24 protein-coding genes are annotated in these 21,327 nt (G+C 71.2%); 17 read left to right on the forward strand and 7 right to left on the reverse strand.

The features are described 5' to 3' along the window. Positions 1–8: 8 nt before the first annotated feature. The 7 genes from thrC (at position 9) to ACZ4VW_RS22470 (ending at position 6,473) form a co-directional block, all read left to right on the forward strand. The gene (gene thrC, locus ACZ4VW_RS22440; RefSeq protein ID WP_467965061.1) at positions 9–1,316 is read left to right on the forward strand and encodes a threonine synthase; all 1,308 of its coding nucleotides are present in this window, start codon (positions 9–11) and stop codon (positions 1,314–1,316) included. 31 nt (positions 1,317–1,347) lie between these two features. Beyond that, positions 1,348–1,626 (forward strand): MoaD/ThiS family protein, encoded by a 279-nt coding sequence (locus ACZ4VW_RS22445; protein ID WP_467965063.1) that lies wholly within the window; start codon positions 1,348–1,350, stop codon positions 1,624–1,626. A 404-nt stretch (positions 1,627–2,030) separates the two neighbouring features. Further along, positions 2,031–2,234, forward strand: a complete 204-nt coding sequence (locus ACZ4VW_RS22450) for a cold-shock protein (RefSeq protein WP_005315736.1) — start codon at positions 2,031–2,033, stop codon at positions 2,232–2,234. A gap of 390 nt (positions 2,235–2,624) precedes the next feature. Further along, on the forward strand, positions 2,625–4,253 hold the full coding sequence (gene groL, locus ACZ4VW_RS22455; protein WP_467965065.1) for a chaperonin GroEL: 1,629 nt from the start codon (positions 2,625–2,627) through the stop codon (positions 4,251–4,253). 135 nt (positions 4,254–4,388) lie between these two features. Next, positions 4,389–4,856 (forward strand): SRPBCC family protein, encoded by a 468-nt coding sequence (locus tag ACZ4VW_RS22460; protein WP_467965067.1) that lies wholly within the window; start codon positions 4,389–4,391, stop codon positions 4,854–4,856. Next, positions 4,853–5,467, forward strand: a complete 615-nt coding sequence (locus ACZ4VW_RS22465; RefSeq protein WP_467965069.1) for a GNAT family N-acetyltransferase — start codon at positions 4,853–4,855, stop codon at positions 5,465–5,467. Before ACZ4VW_RS22460 ends, ACZ4VW_RS22465 begins: the two co-directional genes overlap by 4 nt. Before the next feature lie 49 nt (positions 5,468–5,516). After that, the gene (locus ACZ4VW_RS22470; RefSeq protein ID WP_467965071.1) at positions 5,517–6,473 is read left to right on the forward strand and encodes a hypothetical protein; all 957 of its coding nucleotides are present in this window, start codon (positions 5,517–5,519) and stop codon (positions 6,471–6,473) included. Between the two features lie 138 nt (positions 6,474–6,611). Here ACZ4VW_RS22470 and ACZ4VW_RS22475 read toward each other — a convergent pair whose 3' ends face one another. After that, entirely contained in the window at positions 6,612–8,192 is a 1,581-nt protein-coding gene (locus ACZ4VW_RS22475; protein ID WP_467965073.1) for a carbohydrate-binding protein, read from the reverse strand. A gap of 603 nt (positions 8,193–8,795) precedes the next feature. On the opposite strand from ACZ4VW_RS22475, the gene ACZ4VW_RS22480 reads away from it, so the two are divergent. After that, positions 8,796–9,197: a hypothetical protein gene (locus ACZ4VW_RS22480; protein WP_467965075.1), complete on the forward strand. Its 402-nt coding sequence runs from the start codon at positions 8,796–8,798 to the stop codon at positions 9,195–9,197. Between the two features lie 184 nt (positions 9,198–9,381). Here ACZ4VW_RS22480 and ACZ4VW_RS22485 read toward each other — a convergent pair whose 3' ends face one another. Both ACZ4VW_RS22485 and ACZ4VW_RS22490 read right to left on the reverse strand, forming a co-directional pair. Next, positions 9,382–9,642, reverse strand: coding sequence for a DUF397 domain-containing protein (locus tag ACZ4VW_RS22485; RefSeq protein ID WP_467965077.1), 261 nt, complete (start codon positions 9,640–9,642; stop codon positions 9,382–9,384). Further along, on the reverse strand, positions 9,623–10,465 hold the full coding sequence (locus ACZ4VW_RS22490) for a helix-turn-helix domain-containing protein (RefSeq protein ID WP_467965319.1): 843 nt from the start codon (positions 10,463–10,465) through the stop codon (positions 9,623–9,625). The genes ACZ4VW_RS22485 and ACZ4VW_RS22490 overlap by 20 nt, the downstream gene beginning before the upstream one ends. A 120-nt stretch (positions 10,466–10,585) precedes the next feature. On the opposite strand from ACZ4VW_RS22490, the gene ACZ4VW_RS22495 reads away from it, so the two are divergent. The 3 genes from ACZ4VW_RS22495 (at position 10,586) to ACZ4VW_RS22505 (ending at position 12,658) form a co-directional block, all read left to right on the forward strand. Next, positions 10,586–10,801 (forward strand): hypothetical protein, encoded by a 216-nt coding sequence (locus ACZ4VW_RS22495; RefSeq protein WP_467965078.1) that lies wholly within the window; start codon positions 10,586–10,588, stop codon positions 10,799–10,801. Then, positions 10,798–11,001, forward strand: coding sequence for a hypothetical protein (locus ACZ4VW_RS22500; RefSeq protein WP_467965334.1), 204 nt, complete (start codon positions 10,798–10,800; stop codon positions 10,999–11,001). The genes ACZ4VW_RS22495 and ACZ4VW_RS22500 overlap by 4 nt, the downstream gene beginning before the upstream one ends. Positions 11,002–11,170: 169 nt before the next feature. Further along, positions 11,171–12,658, forward strand: a complete 1,488-nt coding sequence (locus ACZ4VW_RS22505; protein ID WP_467965080.1) for an alpha/beta hydrolase — start codon at positions 11,171–11,173, stop codon at positions 12,656–12,658. 53 nt (positions 12,659–12,711) lie between these two features. Here ACZ4VW_RS22505 and murQ read toward each other — a convergent pair whose 3' ends face one another. Together murQ and ACZ4VW_RS22515 are read right to left on the reverse strand one after the other, a co-directional pair. Then, positions 12,712–13,632 (reverse strand): N-acetylmuramic acid 6-phosphate etherase, encoded by a 921-nt coding sequence (gene murQ / locus ACZ4VW_RS22510; RefSeq protein WP_467965082.1) that lies wholly within the window; start codon positions 13,630–13,632, stop codon positions 12,712–12,714. A gap of 26 nt (positions 13,633–13,658) precedes the next feature. Next, positions 13,659–14,597, reverse strand: a complete 939-nt coding sequence (locus ACZ4VW_RS22515) for a MurR/RpiR family transcriptional regulator (protein WP_467965084.1) — start codon at positions 14,595–14,597, stop codon at positions 13,659–13,661. Positions 14,598–14,720: 123 nt separating this feature from the next. On the opposite strand from ACZ4VW_RS22515, the gene ACZ4VW_RS22520 reads away from it, so the two are divergent. Together ACZ4VW_RS22520 and ACZ4VW_RS22525 are read left to right on the forward strand one after the other, a co-directional pair. Next, positions 14,721–15,077 carry a hypothetical protein gene (locus tag ACZ4VW_RS22520; RefSeq protein WP_467965086.1) on the forward strand — a complete coding sequence of 119 codons (357 nt, stop codon included), beginning with the start codon at positions 14,721–14,723 and terminating at the stop codon, positions 15,075–15,077. A 13-nt stretch (positions 15,078–15,090) separates the two neighbouring features. Next, positions 15,091–15,375 (forward strand): DUF4031 domain-containing protein, encoded by a 285-nt coding sequence (locus ACZ4VW_RS22525; protein WP_467965088.1) that lies wholly within the window; start codon positions 15,091–15,093, stop codon positions 15,373–15,375. A gap of 80 nt (positions 15,376–15,455) precedes the next feature. Here ACZ4VW_RS22525 and ACZ4VW_RS22530 read toward each other — a convergent pair whose 3' ends face one another. Further along, a complete protein-coding gene (locus ACZ4VW_RS22530; RefSeq protein WP_467965321.1) occupies positions 15,456–16,712 on the reverse strand; it encodes a Cmx/CmrA family chloramphenicol efflux MFS transporter in 1,257 nt (418 codons plus the stop codon). A 115-nt stretch (positions 16,713–16,827) separates the two neighbouring features. After that, positions 16,828–17,517 carry an HD domain-containing protein gene (locus tag ACZ4VW_RS22535; RefSeq protein WP_467965089.1) on the reverse strand — a complete coding sequence of 230 codons (690 nt, stop codon included), beginning with the start codon at positions 17,515–17,517 and terminating at the stop codon, positions 16,828–16,830. A gap of 136 nt (positions 17,518–17,653) precedes the next feature. Here ACZ4VW_RS22535 and ACZ4VW_RS22540 point away from each other — a divergent pair, with 136 nt between their 5' ends. The 4 genes from ACZ4VW_RS22540 (at position 17,654) to ACZ4VW_RS22555 (ending at position 21,226) form a co-directional block, all read left to right on the forward strand. Beyond that, positions 17,654–19,093 (forward strand): MFS transporter, encoded by a 1,440-nt coding sequence (locus ACZ4VW_RS22540; RefSeq protein WP_467965091.1) that lies wholly within the window; start codon positions 17,654–17,656, stop codon positions 19,091–19,093. Positions 19,094–19,259: 166 nt separating this feature from the next. Then, positions 19,260–19,571: a DUF2087 domain-containing protein gene (locus tag ACZ4VW_RS22545; protein WP_467965093.1), complete on the forward strand. Its 312-nt coding sequence runs from the start codon at positions 19,260–19,262 to the stop codon at positions 19,569–19,571. Next, the gene (locus ACZ4VW_RS22550) at positions 19,568–20,194 is read left to right on the forward strand and encodes a LysE family transporter (RefSeq protein WP_467965095.1); all 627 of its coding nucleotides are present in this window, start codon (positions 19,568–19,570) and stop codon (positions 20,192–20,194) included. The genes ACZ4VW_RS22545 and ACZ4VW_RS22550 overlap by 4 nt, the downstream gene beginning before the upstream one ends. A gap of 480 nt (positions 20,195–20,674) precedes the next feature. Further along, entirely contained in the window at positions 20,675–21,226 is a 552-nt protein-coding gene (locus ACZ4VW_RS22555; RefSeq protein ID WP_467965097.1) for a precorrin-3B C(17)-methyltransferase, read from the forward strand. The last annotated feature ends 101 nt before the right edge of the window (positions 21,227–21,327 follow it).

The raw sequence follows: 21,327 nt of genomic DNA on the forward strand, positions 1-21,327 counted from the left end.
TCGCCTCCATGGCTGTACAGACTGTTTCCACCACCGAAACCCCCGCCGAGACGGTCAAGACCGTCGATCTCGGCCCCGCTTCCGGGCTTTCCTGCCGGGAATGCGGCGAGGTTTTCGCCCTCGGCCCCATCTTCGCCTGTGAGCTGTGTTTCGGCCCGCTCGAAGTCGCGTACGACCTCCCCACCGGTGACCCCGAGGCGCTGCGCAAGCAGATCGAGGCGGGCCCCGCCAACATCTGGCGCTACGCCCCGCTGCTGCCCGTCCCCGCCGACGTGGCCGAGAAGCCGAACCTGAACCCGGGCTGGACCAAGCTCGTCCAGGCCGACAACCTCGCCCGTGAGCTGGGTGTCGAGCCGGGCAAGCTCTTCGTCAAGGACGACTCCGGAAACCCGACGCACTCCTTCAAGGACCGCGTCGTCGCCCAGGCCCTGGAGGCCGCCCGCGCCTTCGGTTTCACCACGCTCTCCTGCTCCTCCACCGGCAACCTGGCCGGCGCCGTCGGCGCCGCGGCCGCCCGCGCCGGCTTCCGCTCCTGCGTGTTCATCCCGCACGACCTGGAGCAGGGCAAGGTCGTCATGGCCGCCGTCTACGGCGGCGAGCTCGTCGGCATCGAGGGCAACTACGACGACGTCAACCGCTTCTGCTCCGAGCTCATCGGCGACCCGCTCGGCGAGGGCTGGGGCTTCGTCAACGTCAACCTGCGCCCGTACTACGGCGAGGGCTCCAAGACACTCGCGTACGAGATCTGCGAGCAGCTCGGCTGGGTCATCCCCGACCAGCTCGTCATCCCGATCGCGTCCGGCTCGCAGCTCACCAAGATCGACAAGGGTCTGCAGGAGCTCATCAAGCTGGGCCTCGTCGAGGACAAGCCGTACAAGATCTTCGGCGCCCAGGCCGAGGGCTGCTCGCCGGTGTCGGCGGCCTTCAAGGCCGGTCACGACGTCGTACGGCCCCAGAAGCCGAACACCATCGCCAAGTCCCTGGCGATCGGCAACCCGGCCGACGGCCCGTACGTCCTGGACATCGCGCGCCGCACGGGGGGTGCGGTGGAGGACGTGAACGACGAGCAGGTCGTCGAGGCGATCAAGATCCTGGCCCGTACCGAGGGCATCTTCGCCGAGACGGCGGGCGGCGTGACCGTCGGCGTGACCAAGAAGCTGGTCGAGGCCGGGCTCATCGACCCGAGCCTGACCACGGTCGTGCTCAACACCGGCGACGGCCTCAAGACCCTGGACGCGGTGGCCGATACCTCTCAGGCCACCGCCACCATCCGCCCGAGCCTCGACGCGTTCCGCGACGCCGGCCTGGCCCACTGACCCCCCTCGTCACGGAAGGCAGCACCACCACATGAGCGTCAAGGTCCGCATCCCCACCATCCTCCGTACCTACACCGGCGGCCAGGCCGAGGTCGCGGCCGAGGGCGCGACCCTCTCCGAGGTCATCGCCGACCTGGAGAAGAACCACACGGGCATCGCGGCCCGCGTCCTGGACGACCAGGGCAAGCTGCGCCGCTTCGTGAACGTGTACGTCAACGACGACGACGTCCGTTTCGAGCAGGGCCTGGACACGGCGACGCCGGACGGCGCCGGCGTCTCGATCATCCCGGCGGTCGCCGGCGGCTGCTGAGCCCGTGCATTACCCGCCGTAACCGAATTGCCCTCTCCGCCCGGGAAGCGGAGGGGGCAATTCTGCATGGTTGAGCGCGGTAGAGTTGGGGAAGTCCCCCCGGCTTCCCTTCGCTGCTCATGCCAGGCGCATATGAGAATGCGTCCGTGCGCGACAAGATGCAGCCAAAGTGTTCGAGTGTTGTGTACCTTCTGCGTACTTTGCCGGGCCCGACTTGCCCCGGAATTCAGTGAATTCTCCCGAATTCCCCTTTACGCCGCGCCCAGAATTCTCGCTCGATTGCCCTGTTGCAGAGGGCAGTTGGGCAGATACATTCAGCCGCGGTCGACGCGTTCCGGCGCAGGGTCTGACCCGGGTCCGCGAAGTGCGGTCCCGCGCAAGGGCCAGTAATAGGGGAGTTAGGCATGGCTCAGGGCACCGTCAAGTGGTTCAACGCGGAGAAGGGCTACGGCTTCATCGCGGTCGACGGTGGTGCGGATGTATTCGTCCACTACAGCGCGATCCAGATGGACGGTTACCGCACCCTTGAAGAGGGTCAGCGGGTCGAGTTCGAGATCTCGCAGGGCCAGAAGGGTCCGCAGGCGGACATGGTCAAGCTCGCCGTCTGAGCACGGCGCGATCGGCCACCACGTACGCACTCACGCGTTCTCACGCCGAGGGGTCCGCATCCTGACCAGGATGCGGACCCCTCGTGCGTGTCCGGACAGCCTCGGTGGGCCTCCACGAACCCGGTCCCGATCATCGAGAGGCGCTTGCCCCCGCCCGTCGCCCGACCGCCACCCCTCATCGACGTCCCTTCGGGACGGCCTTGCACTCTCCTGGGTCGAGTGCTAATCATTGGCGTTAGCACTCTGAAGGTGAGAGTGCTTACGAGGATCGGGCAGACGAGGCCCGCGGCCAGGTGGGGCAAGGAACCATCGGGCACGCAGGCCGTCCGTCGCGGGCGTCGGCGCGGTCCTGGAGCGTTATCCACCCCATGTCCGGGAGGACCACTTCACATGGCCAAGATCATCGCGTTCGACGAGGAGGCACGGCGCGGTCTCGAGCGCGGGATGAACCAGCTCGCCGACGCCGTCAAGGTCACCCTTGGCCCCAAGGGTCGCAACGTCGTCCTCGAGAAGAAGTGGGGCGCCCCCACGATCACCAACGATGGCGTGTCCATCGCCAAGGAGATCGAGCTCGAGGACCCGTACGAGAAGATCGGCGCCGAGCTGGTCAAGGAAGTCGCCAAGAAGACGGACGACGTCGCCGGTGACGGTACGACCACCGCGACCGTCCTCGCCCAGGCGCTCGTCCGCGAGGGCCTGCGCAACGTGGCGGCCGGCGCCAACCCGATGGCGCTCAAGCGCGGCATCGAGAAGGCCGTCGAGGCCGTCTCGGGCGCCCTGCTCGAGCAGGCGAAGGATGTCGAGACCAAGGAGCAGATCGCTTCCACGGCCTCCATCTCCGCCGCCGACACCCAGATCGGCGAGCTCATCGCCGAGGCGATGGACAAGGTCGGCAAGGAAGGCGTCATCACCGTCGAGGAGTCCCAGACCTTCGGTCTGGAGCTGGAGCTCACCGAGGGTATGCGCTTCGACAAGGGCTACATCTCGGCGTACTTCGCCACCGACATGGAGCGTATGGAGGCGTCCCTGGACGACCCGTACATCCTGATCGTCAACTCCAAGATCTCCTCCGTGAAGGACCTGCTCCCGCTCCTGGAGAAGGTCATGCAGTCGGGCAAGCCGCTGCTGATCATCGCCGAGGACGTCGAGGGCGAGGCCCTGTCGACCCTGGTCGTCAACAAGATCCGCGGCACCTTCAAGTCCGTCGCGGTCAAGGCCCCGGGCTTCGGCGACCGCCGCAAGGCCATGCTGAACGACATCGCCATCCTCACGGGCGGCACGGTCATCTCCGAGGAGGTCGGCCTCAAGCTCGAGAACGCCGGCCTGGACCTGCTGGGCCGCGCCCGCAAGGTCGTCATCACCAAGGACGAGACCACGATCGTCGACGGTGCCGGTGAGAGCGACCAGGTCGCCGGCCGCGTCAACCAGATCCGCGCCGAGATCGAGAACTCGGACAGCGACTACGACCGCGAGAAGCTGCAGGAGCGCCTGGCGAAGCTCGCCGGCGGTGTTGCGGTCATCAAGGCCGGTGCCGCGACCGAGGTCGAGCTCAAGGAGCGCAAGCACCGCATCGAGGACGCCGTTCGCAACGCGAAGGCGGCCGTCGAGGAGGGCATCGTCGCCGGTGGTGGCGTGGCCCTGCTCCAGGCCTCCTCGGTCTTCGAGAAGCTCGAGCTGGACCTGTCGGGCGACGAGGCCACCGGTGCCAACATCGTCAAGCTGGCGCTCGAGGCTCCGCTGAAGCAGATCGCCGTCAACGCCGGCCTCGAGGGCGGCGTCGTGGCGGAGAAGGTCCGCAACCTGCCCGTCGGCCACGGCCTCAACGCCGCGACCAACGAGTACGTGGACCTCATCGCCGAGGGCATCATCGACCCGGCGAAGGTGACGCGTTCCGCCCTGCAGAACGCGGCCTCCATCGCCGCGCTGTTCCTCACCACCGAGGCCGTCATCGCCGACAAGCCGGAGAAGGCGTCCGCGCCGGCCGGCGGCGGCATGCCGGGCGGTGACATGGACTTCTGATCCATCCGGATCGGCGGTTCATCGCTGTACGCGACGAGGGCGGCACTCCCAGCCGGGGGTGCCGCCCTCGGGCGTTCGGAGCGATGCTGGAAGGGGAGGGGTGGCGGTTCCGAGCCCGGAAGGCGGGAGCGATCCATGATCACGCTGCTGACGACACCGACCGACCGCGAGCTGGTCATCACCCGGACCTTCGACGCCCCGCCCGCCCGGGTCTGGGAGGCGTGGACGAAGCCCGAACACGTCCGCCAGTGGTACGGGGTCGCCGCCCTGCCCACGGTGGTCTGCGAGATCGACCTGCGCGTCGGCGGCGCATGGCGCTGGGGACAGAAGGCGCCCGACGGCCGGGAGATCGTCTTCTCGGGGACGTACCAGGAGATCGTCCCGGGCGAGCGGCTGGTCTACACGGAGACCTTCGAGCTGATGCCGGGCCCGCCGGTCCACGTGACGCTGACCTTCGACAACACCCCGGACGGCGGCACGGCCCTCACCAGTACCTCGCTCTGGCCGTCCACGGAGATCCGGGACCAGGCTCTGGCGACCGGAATGGAGGACGGGGTGAAGGAGGAGTACGACCGCCTGGCCGAGTACCTTCGCACGATGTGAGCCTGATCGTTCCCCGGCTGACCGCCGGGCCCTTCGCCCTTCGACCGTGGGAGCGCGCCGACCTGCCCCTCGTGGAGGAGGCGTCGTCGGACCCGTACATCCCGCTGATCACCACCGTGCCGCCGGTGTACTCCGAGCGGGAGGGCGAGGCGTTCGTCCGACGTCAGTGGACCCGCTCGGAGACCGCCGCCGGCTACCCCTTCGTCATCGTCCGCCGCCGTGACGAGCGGCCCGTGGGCATGATCGGCCTCTGGCTCCGCGACCTGCCCGAGGGAAGGGCGACCCTCGGCTACTGGATCGCACCGTCCTGCCGCGGCGAGGGCGCGGCCGGGGCGGCGCTGGTGGCGGTGAGCGAGTGGGCTCTGGGCGAACTGGGCGTCCCGCGCCTCCAGTTGCTCGTGGAACCCTGGAACGAGGCCTCGGCCCGCACCGCGGAGCGGGCGGGGTTCGTACGGGAGGGGCTGCTGCGGTCCTGGCAGGAAGTGGGCGGGGAGCGGCGGGACATGGTGATGTACGGGCGGGTGGCGGTGCCGGCGACGCCCACGACGCGAGCGATGCCGGCGATGGGGGCGACGCCCGGGCTTGGGGGTCCGACGGCCGGGGAACGCTGAAGGCAAGGCAAGGGGAAGCCGAGCGGAGCCGGAACGCGGGGGTGGGCCGATGAGTCGCCGGAAACTGCCGTACCTCGACCACGTGGGGAAGACGTTCCCCACCCAGGACGCACACGAGCCGGTCGAGCCGCGCGACGGCACGGTCCGCGTGCACGAGCACACCTTCCGGCGGTCGCTCGACGGCAAGCCGGCGCCCTCCGTCTTCCTCGTGCGCACCCCGGGACCCGTGGACGGCTCCCGAGGTCTCGTCCCGTCCACGCCGGAGGCGTGCAGCCGTTGGGCGCGGGCCGCCGTCGCCTACATCACCGCCGTGGACGACATCACCGACGAGCTGTGGGCCGCCCGCCGGCGTGCCGCGACCGTCCCCGGGTGGAGAACCTTCGCCGCGCGCCGCGCCCTGCGCGAGTGGGAGGAGACCCGGCAGCGGTACGAGCGGGTGATGCGGGAGGCCGCAGAGGCGTACGAGCCCGTGGGCCGGGAGATCCGGGAGGCGATCCAGGCCGAGAAGGTCAAGGCCGCCGCGCGGGCGCGCGAACTGGTCCGGCGCGAGGAGGAGGCCCGGCGTCGCAGGGCGCACCTGGCCGAGCGGGCGATCTGGGGCCGGGCGGTGGTGACGGAGCCGGGTTGGCGGGCCGTGTGCGCCTTCCGGCACGACGTCCCCCGCGGCGAGGCGCCCGTGTCGGCCTCCCCGGAGGAGAGCCCGCACCTCGACCTGGCGGGCCTGCGCCGGGCGCTTCTGGAGCTGGACCTGCCCAATGTGCTGTGGGACGGCCCCGCTCTCGCGGAGACGGAGCGCGAGCTGGAGGGCGTCAGCTTCGGGCGCTGGTGGCGGGAGCTCTTCCACGAGGACTACCGCACGCTCACGGAGCGCCCTCCCAGCGGGGAGTACCGCCACGGAGGTTCCTCCACCGGAGGGTCCTCAGCCGGCGGGAACCCATCCGGCGGCACCGCCACCGGCGGCACGGGAGGGTTCAGCGGCGGCTTCAGCTGCGTCGGCGGGTTCTGACCCGGCCTCACCGGGTGGGGCGTGGTGGGCTGGGGCACCGCCGGGCCCGGGTGTGGTGGGCCGGGCGCCGACGAAACGGCATGGGCGCGCCGGCCTCGGTGTTCCGTGCCGAGGCCGGCGCGCCCGTCGTCGTGTGGTCTACCAGGTGACCGGGCGACCCCCGAAGGCCGCGACGAGGCGTCCGTCCGCGGCGTAGGACCAGCTCAGAGCGCCGGCGTACGAGGAACAGCGGGAGCCGTTCGCGCCGGACCAGAACTGGTTCGTGCCGTCGACGTCACCGATGGTCCGGTCGTTCGTGCCGCTGCTGGTGCTGCGGCAGGAGGTGTTGCTCCGGAACACCGACGTGCCCGCGTCGAAGGAGAAGTTGCGCTGGGCGTTGTCGACGCTGATGTTGTTCGAGATCGTCATCGAGCCCGGGTTGCTGTTGTACGTGAACCCGTGCTTGCCGTTGTGGAAGGCGATCGTGCGGCGGACGACGTGGTCGACCTTGATGTCCTCGCCGCCGAGCTTGAAGCCGTTGCGGTCACCGGCGCCGGCCTGGGAGCCGTCGCTGAGCGTGCCGTTGTCGTACGCGAGGGAGTCCTCGATGGTCACCACGCCGATGGGGCCGGTGTCCGTCTTGGTGTAGAGGTCCCAGCCGTCGTCGATGTTGTGGTGGGCGACGGCGTAGCGGAAGACGTTGCCGCTGCCGACGGTGAGCTTCGCGGCGAAACCGTCGGCGTCCTCGCCGTCGGAGTCGGCGTTGTCGTGCGACTCGGCGCTCAGGACGAGGTTGTTGGACGGCCACTGCTCGCGGGGGGTGGTGGAGGCGATCCGCGAGAGCTGCAGGCCGGTGTCGCGGTTGAAGCGGGTCACCGTGCGCTCGATGACGTTGTTGCTGCCGCCGACGAAGATCCCGTTGTCGCCGGCACGCTCCACGACGATGCCGTTGACGTGCCAGTACGAGCCGTTGAGGGCGAGGCCGCGGTTGGCGGGGTCCTCGGTCATGGCGGAGAAGTTCAGCACCGGGGTCTCACCGGGGTAGGCGAGGAGCTTCTTCCGGGCGGCGGCCGTGCCGTTGTTGGCGGGCGGGACGGTGATCGTCGTGGAGTGACGGTAGGTGCCGCCGCGGAGGTAGATGGTCCCGCCGGGGGCGATGCGGGCGATCGCCGAGGTGAGCGTCGTGGGGTCGGCCTGGGTGCCGGACGCGCCGTCGGTGCCGTTCGGAGCGACGTACAGAGCGGTGCCGGTCGGCGGCGGCGTGGTGTCGCCCGTCGTCGTGACGTTCAGGGAGTCGATGTTGGGCAGGCCGGCGGAGGTGGTGGGGGTGAGCCGGATGGTGTTGCTGCCCGCGGCGAGCGTCACGGTCAGGCTCTTGGTGGTCCAGGTGGACCAGGCGCCCGTGGCCTCGAAGGACGGCGTCTGCACGGTGGACCCGTTGACGACGAGGCCGGCGGGGCGGGCGGTGGTCCCGCCGTTGGCGAACCGGACGGCGAGCGTCGCGGTGCCGGCGGCGGGGGCGTTCACGGTGAACTGGGCATAGGCGCCGGTGGCGTTGGTGGCGTTGCAGAAGCCGCTGCCGGTGAAGCCGGACCAGTCGGATTCGATGGCGCCGGTGCAGACGGCGGGGGATGCCTCGGCCTCGTACAGGGTGGAGGCGGCGGTGGCGGTGGTTCCGGACAGGGCGACGAGTGTGCCCGCCAAGAGGCTGACGCACGCCGTGACGGATCGCAGATGCATCGTGGGGTCTCCAGGGAGGGGGATGGACAGCGTTCCGGGACTGGACGAGAAAGCGCTTTCACCGGAAGCTAGGCGTGCCGTCGTGGACGCGTCAATAGTCGCGTACATGATTACTGTTCAGCTGGCTGAACACTGGAGTACGCGCGGGGTTGGGTTGGGGTCCGTTCGCGCGCCGGCTGGGGTGATGCTTGGGGGCTTGCGGCTCCGGTTCGACCGCCCCGGCCGGCCACCGGCCCAAACCCGCCAGAGCCGCCCGCTACCGCTGGTCAGCCGCGGTGGGTGGTGGAATCCCGGCCCCGAAAGGTGCGCGAAGGTAGCCTCCGGACAGGACGAACAGGGGGAGGGGACGCGGTGGATGAGCGGACGTGCGGGGTCGTCGGGCAGTTCTGCGACGACGAGGGATTCGAAGCCGAGTGTGTCCTGCCGGCCGGACACCCGGGCAGGGTGCACGAGGACCCGGTGATCGGCAGGTGGGATGAGGACGAGCTCTACGGCCCCTGTCCCGCGTAGCGCCGGACCGCCGGGTGGAGGGCTCGAAACTCCTCACGGAATGAGTTGTCGGGGGTTCCTCAGCGTGGGGGCGCTGTCGGGCAGCATGGGGTGATGCACTTCGAGCCGCTGCCTCGCGAGGTGAAAGTCATCGATTCGGCCTCGCTGTTCAGGTTGGAGGAGCGGGCGTGTGACCTCGACCTGAACTCGCGCCTGGACCCGGCATGGGTGCGGGCGAATGCTGCGCCCGAGGGCACCCACTACCTGTGGCCGGCCCTGTGGAACTGCCTGTCCCACCGTTCCAGCGTTCCGCACCAGGTGCGGTGCGAATTGTTGATCACTCTGCGTGCGGGAGACCGGGTGGTGAGCTTCCTGGACGTCCTTCCCGACGACTTCGCCCCACTGCCCCGGGTGACCGCACGAGAGGAGGAGATGGAAGTCCGTCGGCTCCTGGACCACGCTCCCATGGTCGGGGAGTGGCAACTTCGGGAAGGCGAGGACCCGGGTCGCCTGTGACAGGCGTCGATGCCGGCTGGTGGGTCGTACCCGCATGATCGGCTGACGCCCCGCAACCGCCCATCCCTTTTCCTGAGCGTGATCGGCCTCGGCGGGTCGTGCCGGGCCGCCCTCCGAGAGTTCCGTCGCCCTCGCCGCGGCGGCGGAAGGTGCGACTCTCGCAAGGAGGGCGGCCCTGCGGTGCCTACTTCAGACCGTCCACGAAGAGCGCCCACGCGGCGGCGCCGAAGACGAGCTTGGGTCCCTCGGGGTTCTTGGAGTCGCGCACGGGGACGATGTGGGGGTGGGAGTCGGAGACCTCCAGGCAGTCGCCGCCGCTGCCGCCGCTGTACGAGGACTTGCGCCAGGTCGCGACCTCGACACAGTCACCGCCGCTGGCCCCGCTGTAGCTGGACTTGAACCACATCGCCGTGGCCAGGTCGTACTCAGAGTTGCTGATCTTCATGGGCGTAATCCTCCGCCACGGACTCGATCAGGACCAGGGATTCTCGCGGGGACAAGGCAGTGGCCCCCAGCAGATCGTAGGCCAGTTCGTGCGCTCTGACCGAGGCGGGATCGTCCTCCAAGCGTCCTGTTCCCAGCGCTTGAAGGTAGGCCAGGGGCGGAGCGTCCTCGAAGGACATGAGCTTGAGCGGGCCTTCCAGCGCTGTGTGTGCGCCCGCCTTGAATGGCATGACTTGCACGATCGCCCTGCGCTTGTTCATAAGGGCCGCCACATGACGCAGCACCTCCGCCATTGCCGCCGGGCCGCCGACTTCCTGTCGCAGTACCGCCTCCCCGAGCACTACCCACAACACGGGCTTTGTTGGGTCATCGAGAAGGCGCCCCCGGGCTAGCCTCGCTTCTACAAGTTCGTCGATCGCCTCGTCTGTCGCGACCGGCAATCCATCGCGGAAAACTGCCCTCGCGTACGCCGGCGTCTGCAGCAGCCCCGGAATCAGCAGTGGTGCGAATTCCTTGATCACCACCGCCATCGCTTCCGCTTCCGCCGCCTCCGCGAAGTGGTCCGGGTACTTCGACTTGTTCGCCGCCCCGCAGTTCCGCTCGAAGAAGCCGCCCGTCCCCAACACCTCATCCAGTTGGGACGCGATCTCCGGCCGGATCCGTCTCGTGCCCGCCTCCATCTGGCCGATGTACGAGCCACTCACGAACACCGCCTCGCCCAGCGCCTCCTGGCTCAGGCCCTTTCGCTCCCGTGCGTGGCGCAGTTCCGCGCCGATTATCGCTCTGGGCGAGGTCGATGGATCCGGCTTCCGCTGTCCGTACATGGGCATCAACTCCCGCTCGCACATCTGGGGTTGTTGGGGCGTTCCCACTGTTCCCCAGTCTTCTCCTTCCGGACACTCGGCGGTGGCGAATTCGATACACACAGTGGAAAGGACCGTAAAATGCCCACTTCACTCGAGCGTCTGCAAGCCGCCCAGGAAGTCGTCACCCGGCTCAAGGGCGAGTTCGATGCCCTCGGGGTCGGTCTGCCCTCCCTCGGGGTCGACCCGCTCACGATGGCCGGCGCCGTGAACACGTACCCCCTCGTCGAGCTCGGGCGCTGCGACCTCGACACCGCTCTGCGGCTCCTCGCCGTGCTCGGGGAGGTGAAGCGGTGAACATCGGGGCGTACGTCATCGACTCGCGTGACGGTCGGATCGGTCGGGTCATGGGACGCGTCGGACCCTGCGTGCAGCTGCGACCGCCCGGTGGCGGGCGGGAATGGGACTGTCCGGCCGAGGAGCTGACTCCGGCGTCGGTGGGTGACGTGCTCCGGGCCCGGGTGCGGGCGATCAACCGGGAGAGCCGGCTGCCGTGACGGCGCCGGTCCGGGTGGCCAGGGGCCGCCACAGTGCTGGAGACGAAGAGGAGGCAACGACCGGGACGCCGGGCTCATTGCGCGGGGGTCAGGTGAGGGGGATAGCCCCACCCCGTACCGACCCGGCTGCCGGATGGGAGTGCGAGGCGGCGCCAACGAAGCTGTGCGCATGACGACTTACCGACGCACCGGCCTCGTTCTCGCTCTCTCCGCCGCCGCCGTCGCGGCCTCCCTCACCGCCACCACCGCCCGGGCCACCGACTCCGGGAGGGGGCTCGTGTGGACGAACTGCGCCAAGGAGGGCGGTCCCGCCACCCAGGAGTGCGCCACCCTCAGCGTGCCGCAGGACTACGGCGATCCCGGTGGGCCCCGGGTCTCCCTCGCCGTGTCGCGGATCCGGAGCGAACGGCCCGAGGCGCGGCGTGGAACGCTGATGGTGATTCCCGGCGGGCCGGGCAGCTCCGGGGTGCAGCGGCTCACGCAGAAGGGGGCCGCGCTGGCGAAGGAGATGGGCGGGGCGTACGACCTCGTGGCCTTCGACCCGCGCGGGGTCGGCGGGAGCACGACCGCGGACTGCGGGCTCGACGAGGGCGACCGGCGGCTGGTGACCCTGCGGTCCTGGCCTGCCGCCGACGGGTCGATCGACGTGAACGTCGCGCGGGCCCGGCGGACCGCCGAGGCATGTCTGCGCAACGGCGGGGAGCGGCTGCTCGGCTTCACCACGGCCAACCAGGTCCGCGACCTGGACCGGCTGCGGCAGGCGCTGGGGGAGGAGAGGATCTCTGCCTGGAGCGTGTCGTACGGGACGTACGTCGGGGCGTTGTACGCGCAGAAGTTCCCGCGGCGTACGGACCGCTGGGTCCTGGACAGTGCGAGCGACCCGGACCCGAGGCGGGTCGCCCGGGGCTGGCTGGCGTACATGTCGCGCGGAGCCGAGGAGCGGTTCCCCGACTTCGCCGCCTGGGCGGCGCACCCGGACCGGGCGAAGGAGGGTCTGCGGCTCGCCGAGCGGGCTGAGGACGTACGGCCGCTGGTCCTCGGACTCGCCGCCGCGCTGGACCGGGAGCCGAAGGAGTCGACGCGGCCGGGTGTGCCGATGACGGGCGCGATGCTGTTGCAGGCGGTGCAGAGCGGGCTCTACTCCGACGCGGCCTTCCCGGGTCTCGCCCGGCTGATCACCGGGGCGCAGGCGCCCGCCGACCAGCCGGTCGCGCTGCCGGGGGAGCTGGCCGGGGCGATGAGCCAGGAGGCCGTGGCGGTCATGGTGGGCGTGATCTGCAACGACGTGTCGTGGCCGCGCTCCGTCCCGGCGCACGAGCGGGCCGTCGCCGCCGACCGGGCCCGGTATCCGCTGACCGGCGGGATGCCCGTCAACATCACGCCCTGCTCCTTCTGGAAGGCCCCGGCCGAGCGACCGGCCCGGATCACCGACCGCGGCCCGTCCAACATCCTGCAGATTCAGAGTCTGCGCGACCCCTCGACGCCGTACACCGCCGGGCTGAAGATGCGCGAGGCGCTGGGCGCGCGCGCCCGTCTGGTCACCGTCGACCAGGGCGGGCACGGGATGTACCTGGGGAACGGCAACGCGTGCGGGGACCGGGCGGTGACCGCGTTCCTGCGGACGGGGGTGCGGCCGGCCTCCGACACGTCCTGTTAGGGTGTGCGGCGAACGTCCCGCCTGGCACGTGACGCCTGGCACCCCCTGGACGGTCAGGGGGTGAGGGCCGCGCGCAGGTGGCCGCGGGAGCCGGTGAGGCGGTCTGCCGCCGTCTTGGCGTCGATGCCGGTCAGGATCATCAGGATCGCCGTCTTCACCTCCCCGTCCGCCTCGGTGAGCGCGGCCTCGATCCGCTCGTCCGGCGCGCCGGTGGCGAGGGCGACGATCCGCCGGGAGCGCGCCTGGAGCTTGTCGTTGGAGGCGCGGACGTCGACCATGAGGTTTCCGTACGTCTTGCCGAGCCGGATCATCGTGATCGTCGAGATCATGTTGAGAACCAGCTTCTGGGCCGTGCCCGCCTTCAACCGGGTGGAGCCGGTGAGGAGTTCGGGGCCGGTGACGACCTCGATGCCGTGCTCGGCGGCGGCCGCGAGCCCGCTGGCCGCGTTGCAGGACAGGCCGATCGTCAGCGCGCCCCGCGCGCGGGCGTGTTCGACGGCGCCGATGGCGTACGGGGTGCGGCCGGAGGCGGAGACGCCGACCACCGTGTCGTCGGCCGTGAGGTGGAGGGCGTCGAGGTCCTGGGCCGCGAGCTCCTTCGAGTCCTCCGCCCCCTCGACCGCCCGCACCATCGCCGAGGGTCCGCCCGCGATCAGGCCGACGACCTCCGAGGGGTCGGTGTTGAAGGTGGGCGGGCACTCGCTGGCGTCGAGGACGCCGAGCCGGCCGGCCGTGCCGGCGCCGGCGTAGATCAGCCGGCCGCCGCGGGCCATGCGGGCGGCGGTGGCGTCGATCGCGGCGGCGATCCGCGGCAGCTGCGCGGCGACGGCGGCGGGGACGGTCTGGTCCTCGGCGTTCATGGTGCGGGCGATGTCGAGGGTCGGGAGCTGGTCGATCTCCGCGAGCTCGGGCCGGAACGCCTCGGTGGTGAGGTTGGCCAGCTGCGCCTGAAGCTCGGAGTACGTAGAAGACACGTGCGGCTCTTTCGGTGCTGTGGTCGTCAGCGGGTGCGGGGGGAGTGGCGGTGGGCGAGGGCTTCGTACGAGGCCGCGAGGGCGGGGGCCGCCGTCTCGTACGTACGTTGGGTGACGCAGGTGAAGAGGCAGTCCACGACCAGGAGTTGACTGGTGCGGGACGACATGGCGGCGGGGCGCAGTTCGCTCTCGCGGGCGGTGGAGGTGGTCAGGATGTGGTCGGCGTACTGCGTCACGGGCCCGTCCGGGCGGCCGGTGATCGCGACGGTGGTCGCGCCGTGGTCGAAGGCGACGCGCAGCGGTTCTATGACGTCGCCGGTCGAACCGGAGTGGGTGATGGCGATGGCGACGTCGCCGGAGCGGAGCTGCACCGCGTTGGTGACGGCGAGGTGCGGGTCGCTGTGCGCGTGCGCGAGGAGGCCGATACGAAGGAGCTTCTGGCCGAGGTCCTGGGCGACGAGGCCCGAGGCGCCGACGCCGTAGATGTCGATGCGGCGGGCGGTGGCGAGGGCGGCGACGGCGGCGCCGAGCTGGACGGTGTCGAGTCCGGCGGCGGTGTCGGCGAGGGTCTGCTGCTCGTCGTAGGCCAGCTTCGCGACCACGTCGGCGATCGGGTCGTCGACGGCGATGTCGGCGGTGACGGAGGGCGCGCGTCCGGACTGCTGCTGGGCGGCGAGTCCGGCGAGCGCGAGGCGCAGGTCGCGGTAGCCGGGGTAGCCGAGGAGGCGGGCGGTGCGGACCACGGTCGCCTCGCTGGTCCCGGTGAGTTCGGCGAGGCCGGTGACCGTGAGGGCGGCGCAGCCGGCCGGGTCCCCGGCGACGGCTTCGGCGACCCGCTGCATGGAGCGGGTCATGGACGGCGCGAGGGTGCGCACCTTGGCCGCGAGGGCGGCGGGTGCGGGAGGGGCGTCCCTGCCGGGGTGCCCACCCCCCAGGCTGAAACTTTCCTTCACGTCATTGGTCACACCTGAAAGATATTTTCGGCTGGTCAGAGCGTCAAGACCCCTCGGGGCCCCGGTTGGTCCCGCCGGAGTTCCGGGTGCGGGAGGGGCCTGCGCCGCCGAGGCTTGTCGGGTGACAATGTGTGCATGGACGACATCGACCCCCTGGAGCAGGCGCTGCACACCGCCCGCGCCCTGGTCCTCGCTGATCTGGCGGCGCGGAACGTGGCCGCGGCCGAGGTCGTGTCGATGGTCGAGGACTCCGTCACCCACCGCCGGTGGTGGGTCGAGCAGTGGCCGGAGGGCATCACGTACGTCGCCGGGCTCGTCGCCCAGGACGTGCAGGACGCCCTTCTGGAGCGGTACGGCCGCTGGCCGCTCTGCCCGGTCTGCTCCTCCGGTGAGCCGCACGCCCTGGACGTCGAACCCGAGCTCGGCCCGGACCCGCACTGGGTCTGCGGCAAGGCGGGCGTGGTCGTCGCGCCGGTCGGTGGTCTGACGTGACGGCGGTCCTGACGTGACGCTCTACATCGATCCGCCGACCTGGCCGGGCCACGGCCGCATGTGGTCGCATCTCGTCAGCGACGTCTCCTTCGAGGAGCTGCACGCCTTCGCCGCCGCCATCGGCTGCCCGCCTCGCGCCTTCGAGCGCGACCACTACGACATCCCGTCCGACCGGTACGCCTCCGCGGTGGCGGCCGGTGCCGTCGAGGTCGGCTCGAAGGAGATCGTCCGGCTGCTGACAGGGGCTGGGCTGCGGCGGCCGAAGGGGCGGCCGGAGGACTGGCCCCCGGCGCCCTGACCGACCGGAGTGTCAGGCGACCCGCGGTGGCGCGCTCCGCAGGGGGCGGCGACCGCCGCCGCCTCCGGAGCGGGATGCGGTCACCCCTGCTGACGTGCCTTGTGCAGGACGCTCTCTCGGTCCGACCGCGCCGGCTCCTCCGAGGAAACCCGCGCCGGCTCCTGCGCGCGGACGCCCATGACCACCCGTGAGCGGGACTTGGTCAGTCGCAGGGAGAGCGTGACCGTCCCCAGCGCCACCACCGTCATCGCCGCTCCCGCCCACGCCGTCGCGGCGAAGCCGAAGTCCGCGTCGATGACGGTGCCGCCGAACCACGGGCCCGCCGTGTTGCCCAGGTTGAAGGCGGCGGTGGTGGTGGCGCCCGCGAGGGTCGGGGCGGCGCCGGCGACGTTGAACATGCGGGCGTTGAGGGCGGGCGCGGTGTAGAAGGCGGAGACGCCGAGGAGGAAGGAGAGGGCGACCACGGCGACCGGGCTTGAGGCGAAGAGGGCCAGGGCGACCAGGAAGACCGTCGAGGCGGTGATGCCGCTGAGCAGGACTCCGAAGAGGTGGGCGTCGGCGACCCGGCCGCCGATCGTCGTACCGATCAGCGCGCCGATGCCGAAGAGGCCGAGGATCGCGGAGACCCAGCGGGTGTCGATCCCGGCGACGTCGGTGATGACCGGGGCCAGGTAGGAGAACGCGCAGAAGACGCCGCCCGCGGCGAGCGCGGTGATCACGATCGAGAGCAGCACCTGCCGGTCGCGGTAGATGACCAGCTCGCGCTTGAGGCGGGGCGTGGTCGCGGGCCGCGGGAGGTGCGGGATACGGGTCACCACGCCGACGAGCGCGACGGCGGAGGCCGCGCCGACCGCCCAGAACGCGGAGCGCCAGCCGAGGTGCTCGCCGAGGAAGGCGCCGGCGGGGACGCCGAGGACGTTGGCGATCGAGAGACCGCCGATCATGACCGCCATGGCGCGGGCGCGGGAGCCGACGGGGACCATCGCGATGGCGACGGCGGCCCCGACCGCCCAGAAGCCGGCGCAGGCGAGGGCGCTCACGACGCGCGAGGCGAAGAGGACGGCGTAGTTCGGGGCGAGGGCGCCGGCGACCTGGCCGAGGCCGAAGAGGGTGATCAGGGCGACCAGGGTCGTCTTGCGCGGGAGGCGCAGGGTCGCGGCGGCGAGGAGCGGGGCGCCGACGACCATGCCGATGGCGAAGGCGGAGATGAGGAGGCCGGCGCGGGGGATGGAGACGTTCATGTCGTCGGCGATGGCCTGCAGCAGACCGGACAGCATGAACTCGCTCGTGCCGAGCGCGAAGACGGAGAGGCCGAGGATGTAGACGGCCAGGGGCATGCGGGTGGGGGCGGGGGCTTCGGGTGCTGATGTCGTGCGCTCGGCGGAGGAAGGCGGCATGACATGGGTCAACGGGCTGTTTGTGCCTGACATTCCCCCGCCCGGCACCGTCTCGTCATTCGGAACGGTTCTCCACGGTCGGCGGTGGGCAGTTCGTCGCCGTCAGGATCGTCAGCTCGGTCGCCAGGTTCCGGCGGGCCGATGACTCCCAGTGTGCCGCTCCGTACGGGGTGCGGAAGAGGCGGGGCAGGGCCAGCAGTTGGCGCAGGACCGCCGCCCGGCCCTCGCGGAAGGCGGCGTCGGGGACGAAGGCGTACTCCTCGCGGACCGCACGCACGTACCCCCCGTACGTATCCGCGTCCGTGGCCAGGATCGCGAGGTCCGCGTCGCAGAGGATCGCGCCGTCGATGTCGCCGTCCGCCGGGTCGTGGGTGATCGTGAGGCGGACCAGGCGGGCCACCTCGGCCACGTCGTGGGCGCTCAGTCCCGCCTCCGTCAGGGCCTTCTCCGCCAGGGCGGCCGAGCGTTCCTCGTTCTCGGAGCGGTCCGGGCGGTAGACCGCGTCGTGGAACCAGGCGCCGAGGCGGGCCAGCTCCACGTCCCCACCGTGACCGGCCAGCTCGTCGATGCGGTCGAGGACCGCCCGCAGGTGGGCGACCGTGTGGTACTTGCGCTGCGGCTCCGCCCAGCGGGTGAGGAGATTCCGGCCGTACGGGACGGGGTCCGGGCCCTCGCGGCCGGCGCGGGCCGCGAGCAGGGTCGAGGTCCAGCGCCGGAGCAGTTCTTCTTCGCCGTCTGCGGTCATGCGGTCATTCTGCCCGGCTCCCGGGACCGCGCCCCCATCCCCTTCCGCACGCTCTCTTCCATACCCCTAGGGGGTATGCTAACTTGCTCTCCGGAGGTACCCCTAGGGGGTATAAATCGAGTGAAGGGGCAGGATCATGTCAACCGTCAATCCCCGGCGCTGGTGGGCACTTGTCGTGCTCGCGGCCGCCCAGTTCATGGTCATCATGGACACTTCGATCATCGGAGTCGCGCTTCCCGAGATGCAGAAGGACCTGGGCTTCTCGCAGAGCGAGCTCCAGTGGATCTTCAATGCGTACGTCATCGTCTTCGGCGGGCTCCTGCTCCTCGGGGGCCGCCTCTCCGACCTCCTCGGAGCCCGCAGGATCTTCGTCTCCGGCTGGGCGGTCATGATCGCCGGCTCGGTGGTCGCCGCCGCCGCGCAGACCGCCTGGGTCGAGATCGTCGGCCGCGCCGTCCAGGGCGTCGGCGGTGCGCTGATCGCGCCCTCCGCCATGACGCTCCTGATGATGCTCTTCATGCACGACCCGAAGGAGCTCGGCAAGGCGATGGCGCTCTACGGCGCCGCCGCTCCCGCCGGCGGTACCGCGGGCGTCTTCCTCGGCGGTGTCTTCACCGAGTGGATGAGCTGGCAGTGGGTCTTCATCATCTACATCCCGATCGGCCTCGCCACCCTCGCCGCCACCAAGCTGCTCCCGGCCGTCGAGCCCCGTCGCGGCTCCGTCGACATCCTCGGCGCCGTCGCCGTCACCGCCGGTCTCGCGCTCGCCGTGTTCGCCGTGGTCCGGGCCCCCGAGGTCGGCTGGGGCGCCACCGCCACCATCCTGGAGCTGGTCGGCGCCGCTGCCCTCCTCGTCCTCTTCTTCGTGATCCAGAGGTCGGTGCGCGAACCCCTCATGCCGCTCAGCGTGTGGCGCGTCCCGCGCCTCGGCCCGGCCAACCTGGCGATGACACTGCTCGGCGCCGCCTGGATCCCGATGTGGTACTTCCTCAACCTCTACCTGCAGCAGGTCCTCGGCTACGGTGCCTTCGCCTCCGGTGCGGCCCTGCTCCCGATGACCGTCCTGCTGATGATCTTCATGACGGCCATCACCGCCCGCCTCCTGGGCAGGTTCGGTGCCAAGCCGCTGATCGCCGGCGGTCTGCTGCTCCTGGCGGCCGGTCTCGTCTGGCTGGCGGCGGTCCCGCCGACCGGCACCTTCCTGGTCGACGTCCTGCCCGCCTCGCTGGTCGCCGCGCTCGGCATGTCCCTGGCCTACATCCCGGCGATGATCGCCGCGATGGCCGGAGCCCCGCAGGAGCAGGCCGGTCTCGCCTCCGGCATCGTCAACACCACCTACAACGTCGGCTCCGCGCTCGGTCTGGCCGCGCTGACCGCCGTCGCCATGTCCCAGGGCGCCGACAGGATCGGTGATCTGCCCGCCCTCACCGACGGCTTCTCGGCCGCCTTCACCGGCGCCGCGATCATCGCCGCGGTCGGCGGCGTCACCACACTCCTCGTCATGAGGAGCGACGCGTCCCCCGCCGCCGAGCCCGGCCCCTCGTCCGCCCCGCAGGGCGAGAAGGTCTCCGCGTGACGTCAGCACCCGTGTGCTCGGCGAAGAAGCCGCCCGATGTCCGACCCGGACATCGGGCGGCCCCTTTTCCCGGCTGCGGCCCGGCGGCTGAGTGAGCACCCCCCCCGCCCCCGGTTCCGCGAAAACCCGTTGCCGGGCGCCTGCGGGGCGCGCCACGCTTCGGGGCATGACTTCCCACCCCGTAGCGCGCCCGGTGGCGGATCTCTTCTCCGCCGAAGGGCGCCTGAAGGCGATCCCGCGCAAGGCGCAGCGCCGCGCACAACTGCTCGCCCACCTCGCCGAGTCGCTCTTCGAGCCGAGCCGTTCCTACAGCGAGCCCGAGGTCAACGACGCCCTGCGGGGCGTCCACGACGACTTCCCGGCCCTGCGCCGCTACCTGGTGACCGGCGGCCACCTCTCCCGTACGAAGGACGGCGCGAGCTACCGCCGACAGCAGCAGCCCGGCTCCCCCGGAGGCGCGATCCCGTCCGTCGCGTGACCGCCGCGGTGGTGGCCGGCCTGCTCGCCGGCTACGGCATCGCGATCCCGGTCGGCGCGGTCGGCGCCTACCTCGTCGCGGTCACGGCGCGCACGGGCTGGCGTACGGGAGCGGGCGCGGCCCTCGGCGTCGCCGCGGCGGACGGCCTCTACGCCATGATCGCCGTCCTGGGCGGCTCGGCGCTCGTGCCGCTCCTCACCCCCGTCATGACCCCGCTGCGCTGGGCCTCCGCGGTGGTCCTGGTGGCTCTGGCGGCCCGCGCGGCATGGACGGCGGTACGGGCCTACCGCGCGCGGAACCTCGCGACGCGCGACGACCGCGACAGCCCGCTGACCCCGCTGCGGGCCTTCCTCACGTTCCTGGGCATCACGATCCTCAACCCCATGACCGTGATCTACTTCGTCGCCCTGATCCTGGCGACGGGTCCCGCGGGTCCGGCCACACCCCTGGACCGTACGGCCTTCGTCCTGGCCGCCCTGGCCGCCTCCGCCAGCTGGCAGCTCCTCCTCGCCTCGGGCGGCGCCCTGCTCGGCCGGGGCCTGACGGGACCGAGGGGGCGGCTCGCGACGGCCCTGGTGTCGAGCGCGCTGATCGGCGGGCTGGCGATCCACCTCGTGAGCTGACGCGAGCGCCCGGACCGTGCGCACGGGGGCGTACAGCCCCGGGCTTCGCCGGCCACTCGACCGTACCGTCATGTCGGGTGTCGCGTGGGTCAGCGACGTCTGGGGTGGCGGCACGGTCACGAGCCAACCGGCCGGGATCACTGCCACCAGCAGGCGTGGCCGCCGTACAGCGAGACGGAACCGCAGCAGCCGCCGACGGGCACCTGCCACGCGAGCTTCCCGGTCGGCACGACGGTCACCTTCACCGCCACGGCGGACCCGGGTCGTACATCACCTACGGTCCGGATCCGGCGTCCCTGACGGTGCGGGCCGGCTACAACGCCATACAGGTCATGTTCTGTCCGGAGAACGGTCTCTGCTCCAGCTGGTGATCGGCGGCCGGGACAAGCCCGTCGCCTTCAGCCCAAGTCCGGGCAACGGGTCGATCACATCTCTTGGCCACCGGCCGCGGCGGGTCGGCCGGGCGTTCAGGATGGGATCATGCGCTCTCGCCCCCGCCCTGCCGCGGCAGCCTCCGTCCTGCTCCTGGTCACCCTCGCCGCCGGCGGCTGCGCCGTCCCCCCGGACGACCGGCTGGGCGCCGGGGCGGCGACGGGGACGCCGAGCTGCCCCGCCCCGGAGGGTGCCCGGCCCGCGGACTTGGGGCCGTGCGACCCCGCGTACGACCCGAACGATATGGCCGACAAGTACGCCGAGAACCACGGCTACCGGCGCGAGATGGAGCTCACCCCGGAGCAGCGGGCCGGGGCGGAGGACGAGGCGGAGGCGCTCGGAGCCGTACTGCGGACGTTCGCGGGGAAGTCGGCTACGGAGGCCGAGTTGCGGGATGCGGTCGCCCCGGTCATCGGCGTCCAGCCGAACGAGTTGGAGACACGGGGCGTGTTCGGCAAGCCCCTGAAGAACGTCCTGGTCGGCGGCGGCCACGGCAAGGTGTGCGTCAACGGCCGCATCGGTGACCTCGACGGCGTCACGGCCGAGGTCGCCGGCCGCACGATGGACGGCACGTGCCTTCCGGGTCTCGGCGGCCACTGATGGAGGAGAGCATGCGTCAGATCGTCAGTCCAGGATTCCCGTTGGAACCGCGGATCGGGTTCTCCCGCGCGGTGCGGGCGCGGAGTTCGAGAGAGACGGCG

This window comes from Streptomyces sp. NPDC029139, assembly GCF_055564335.1.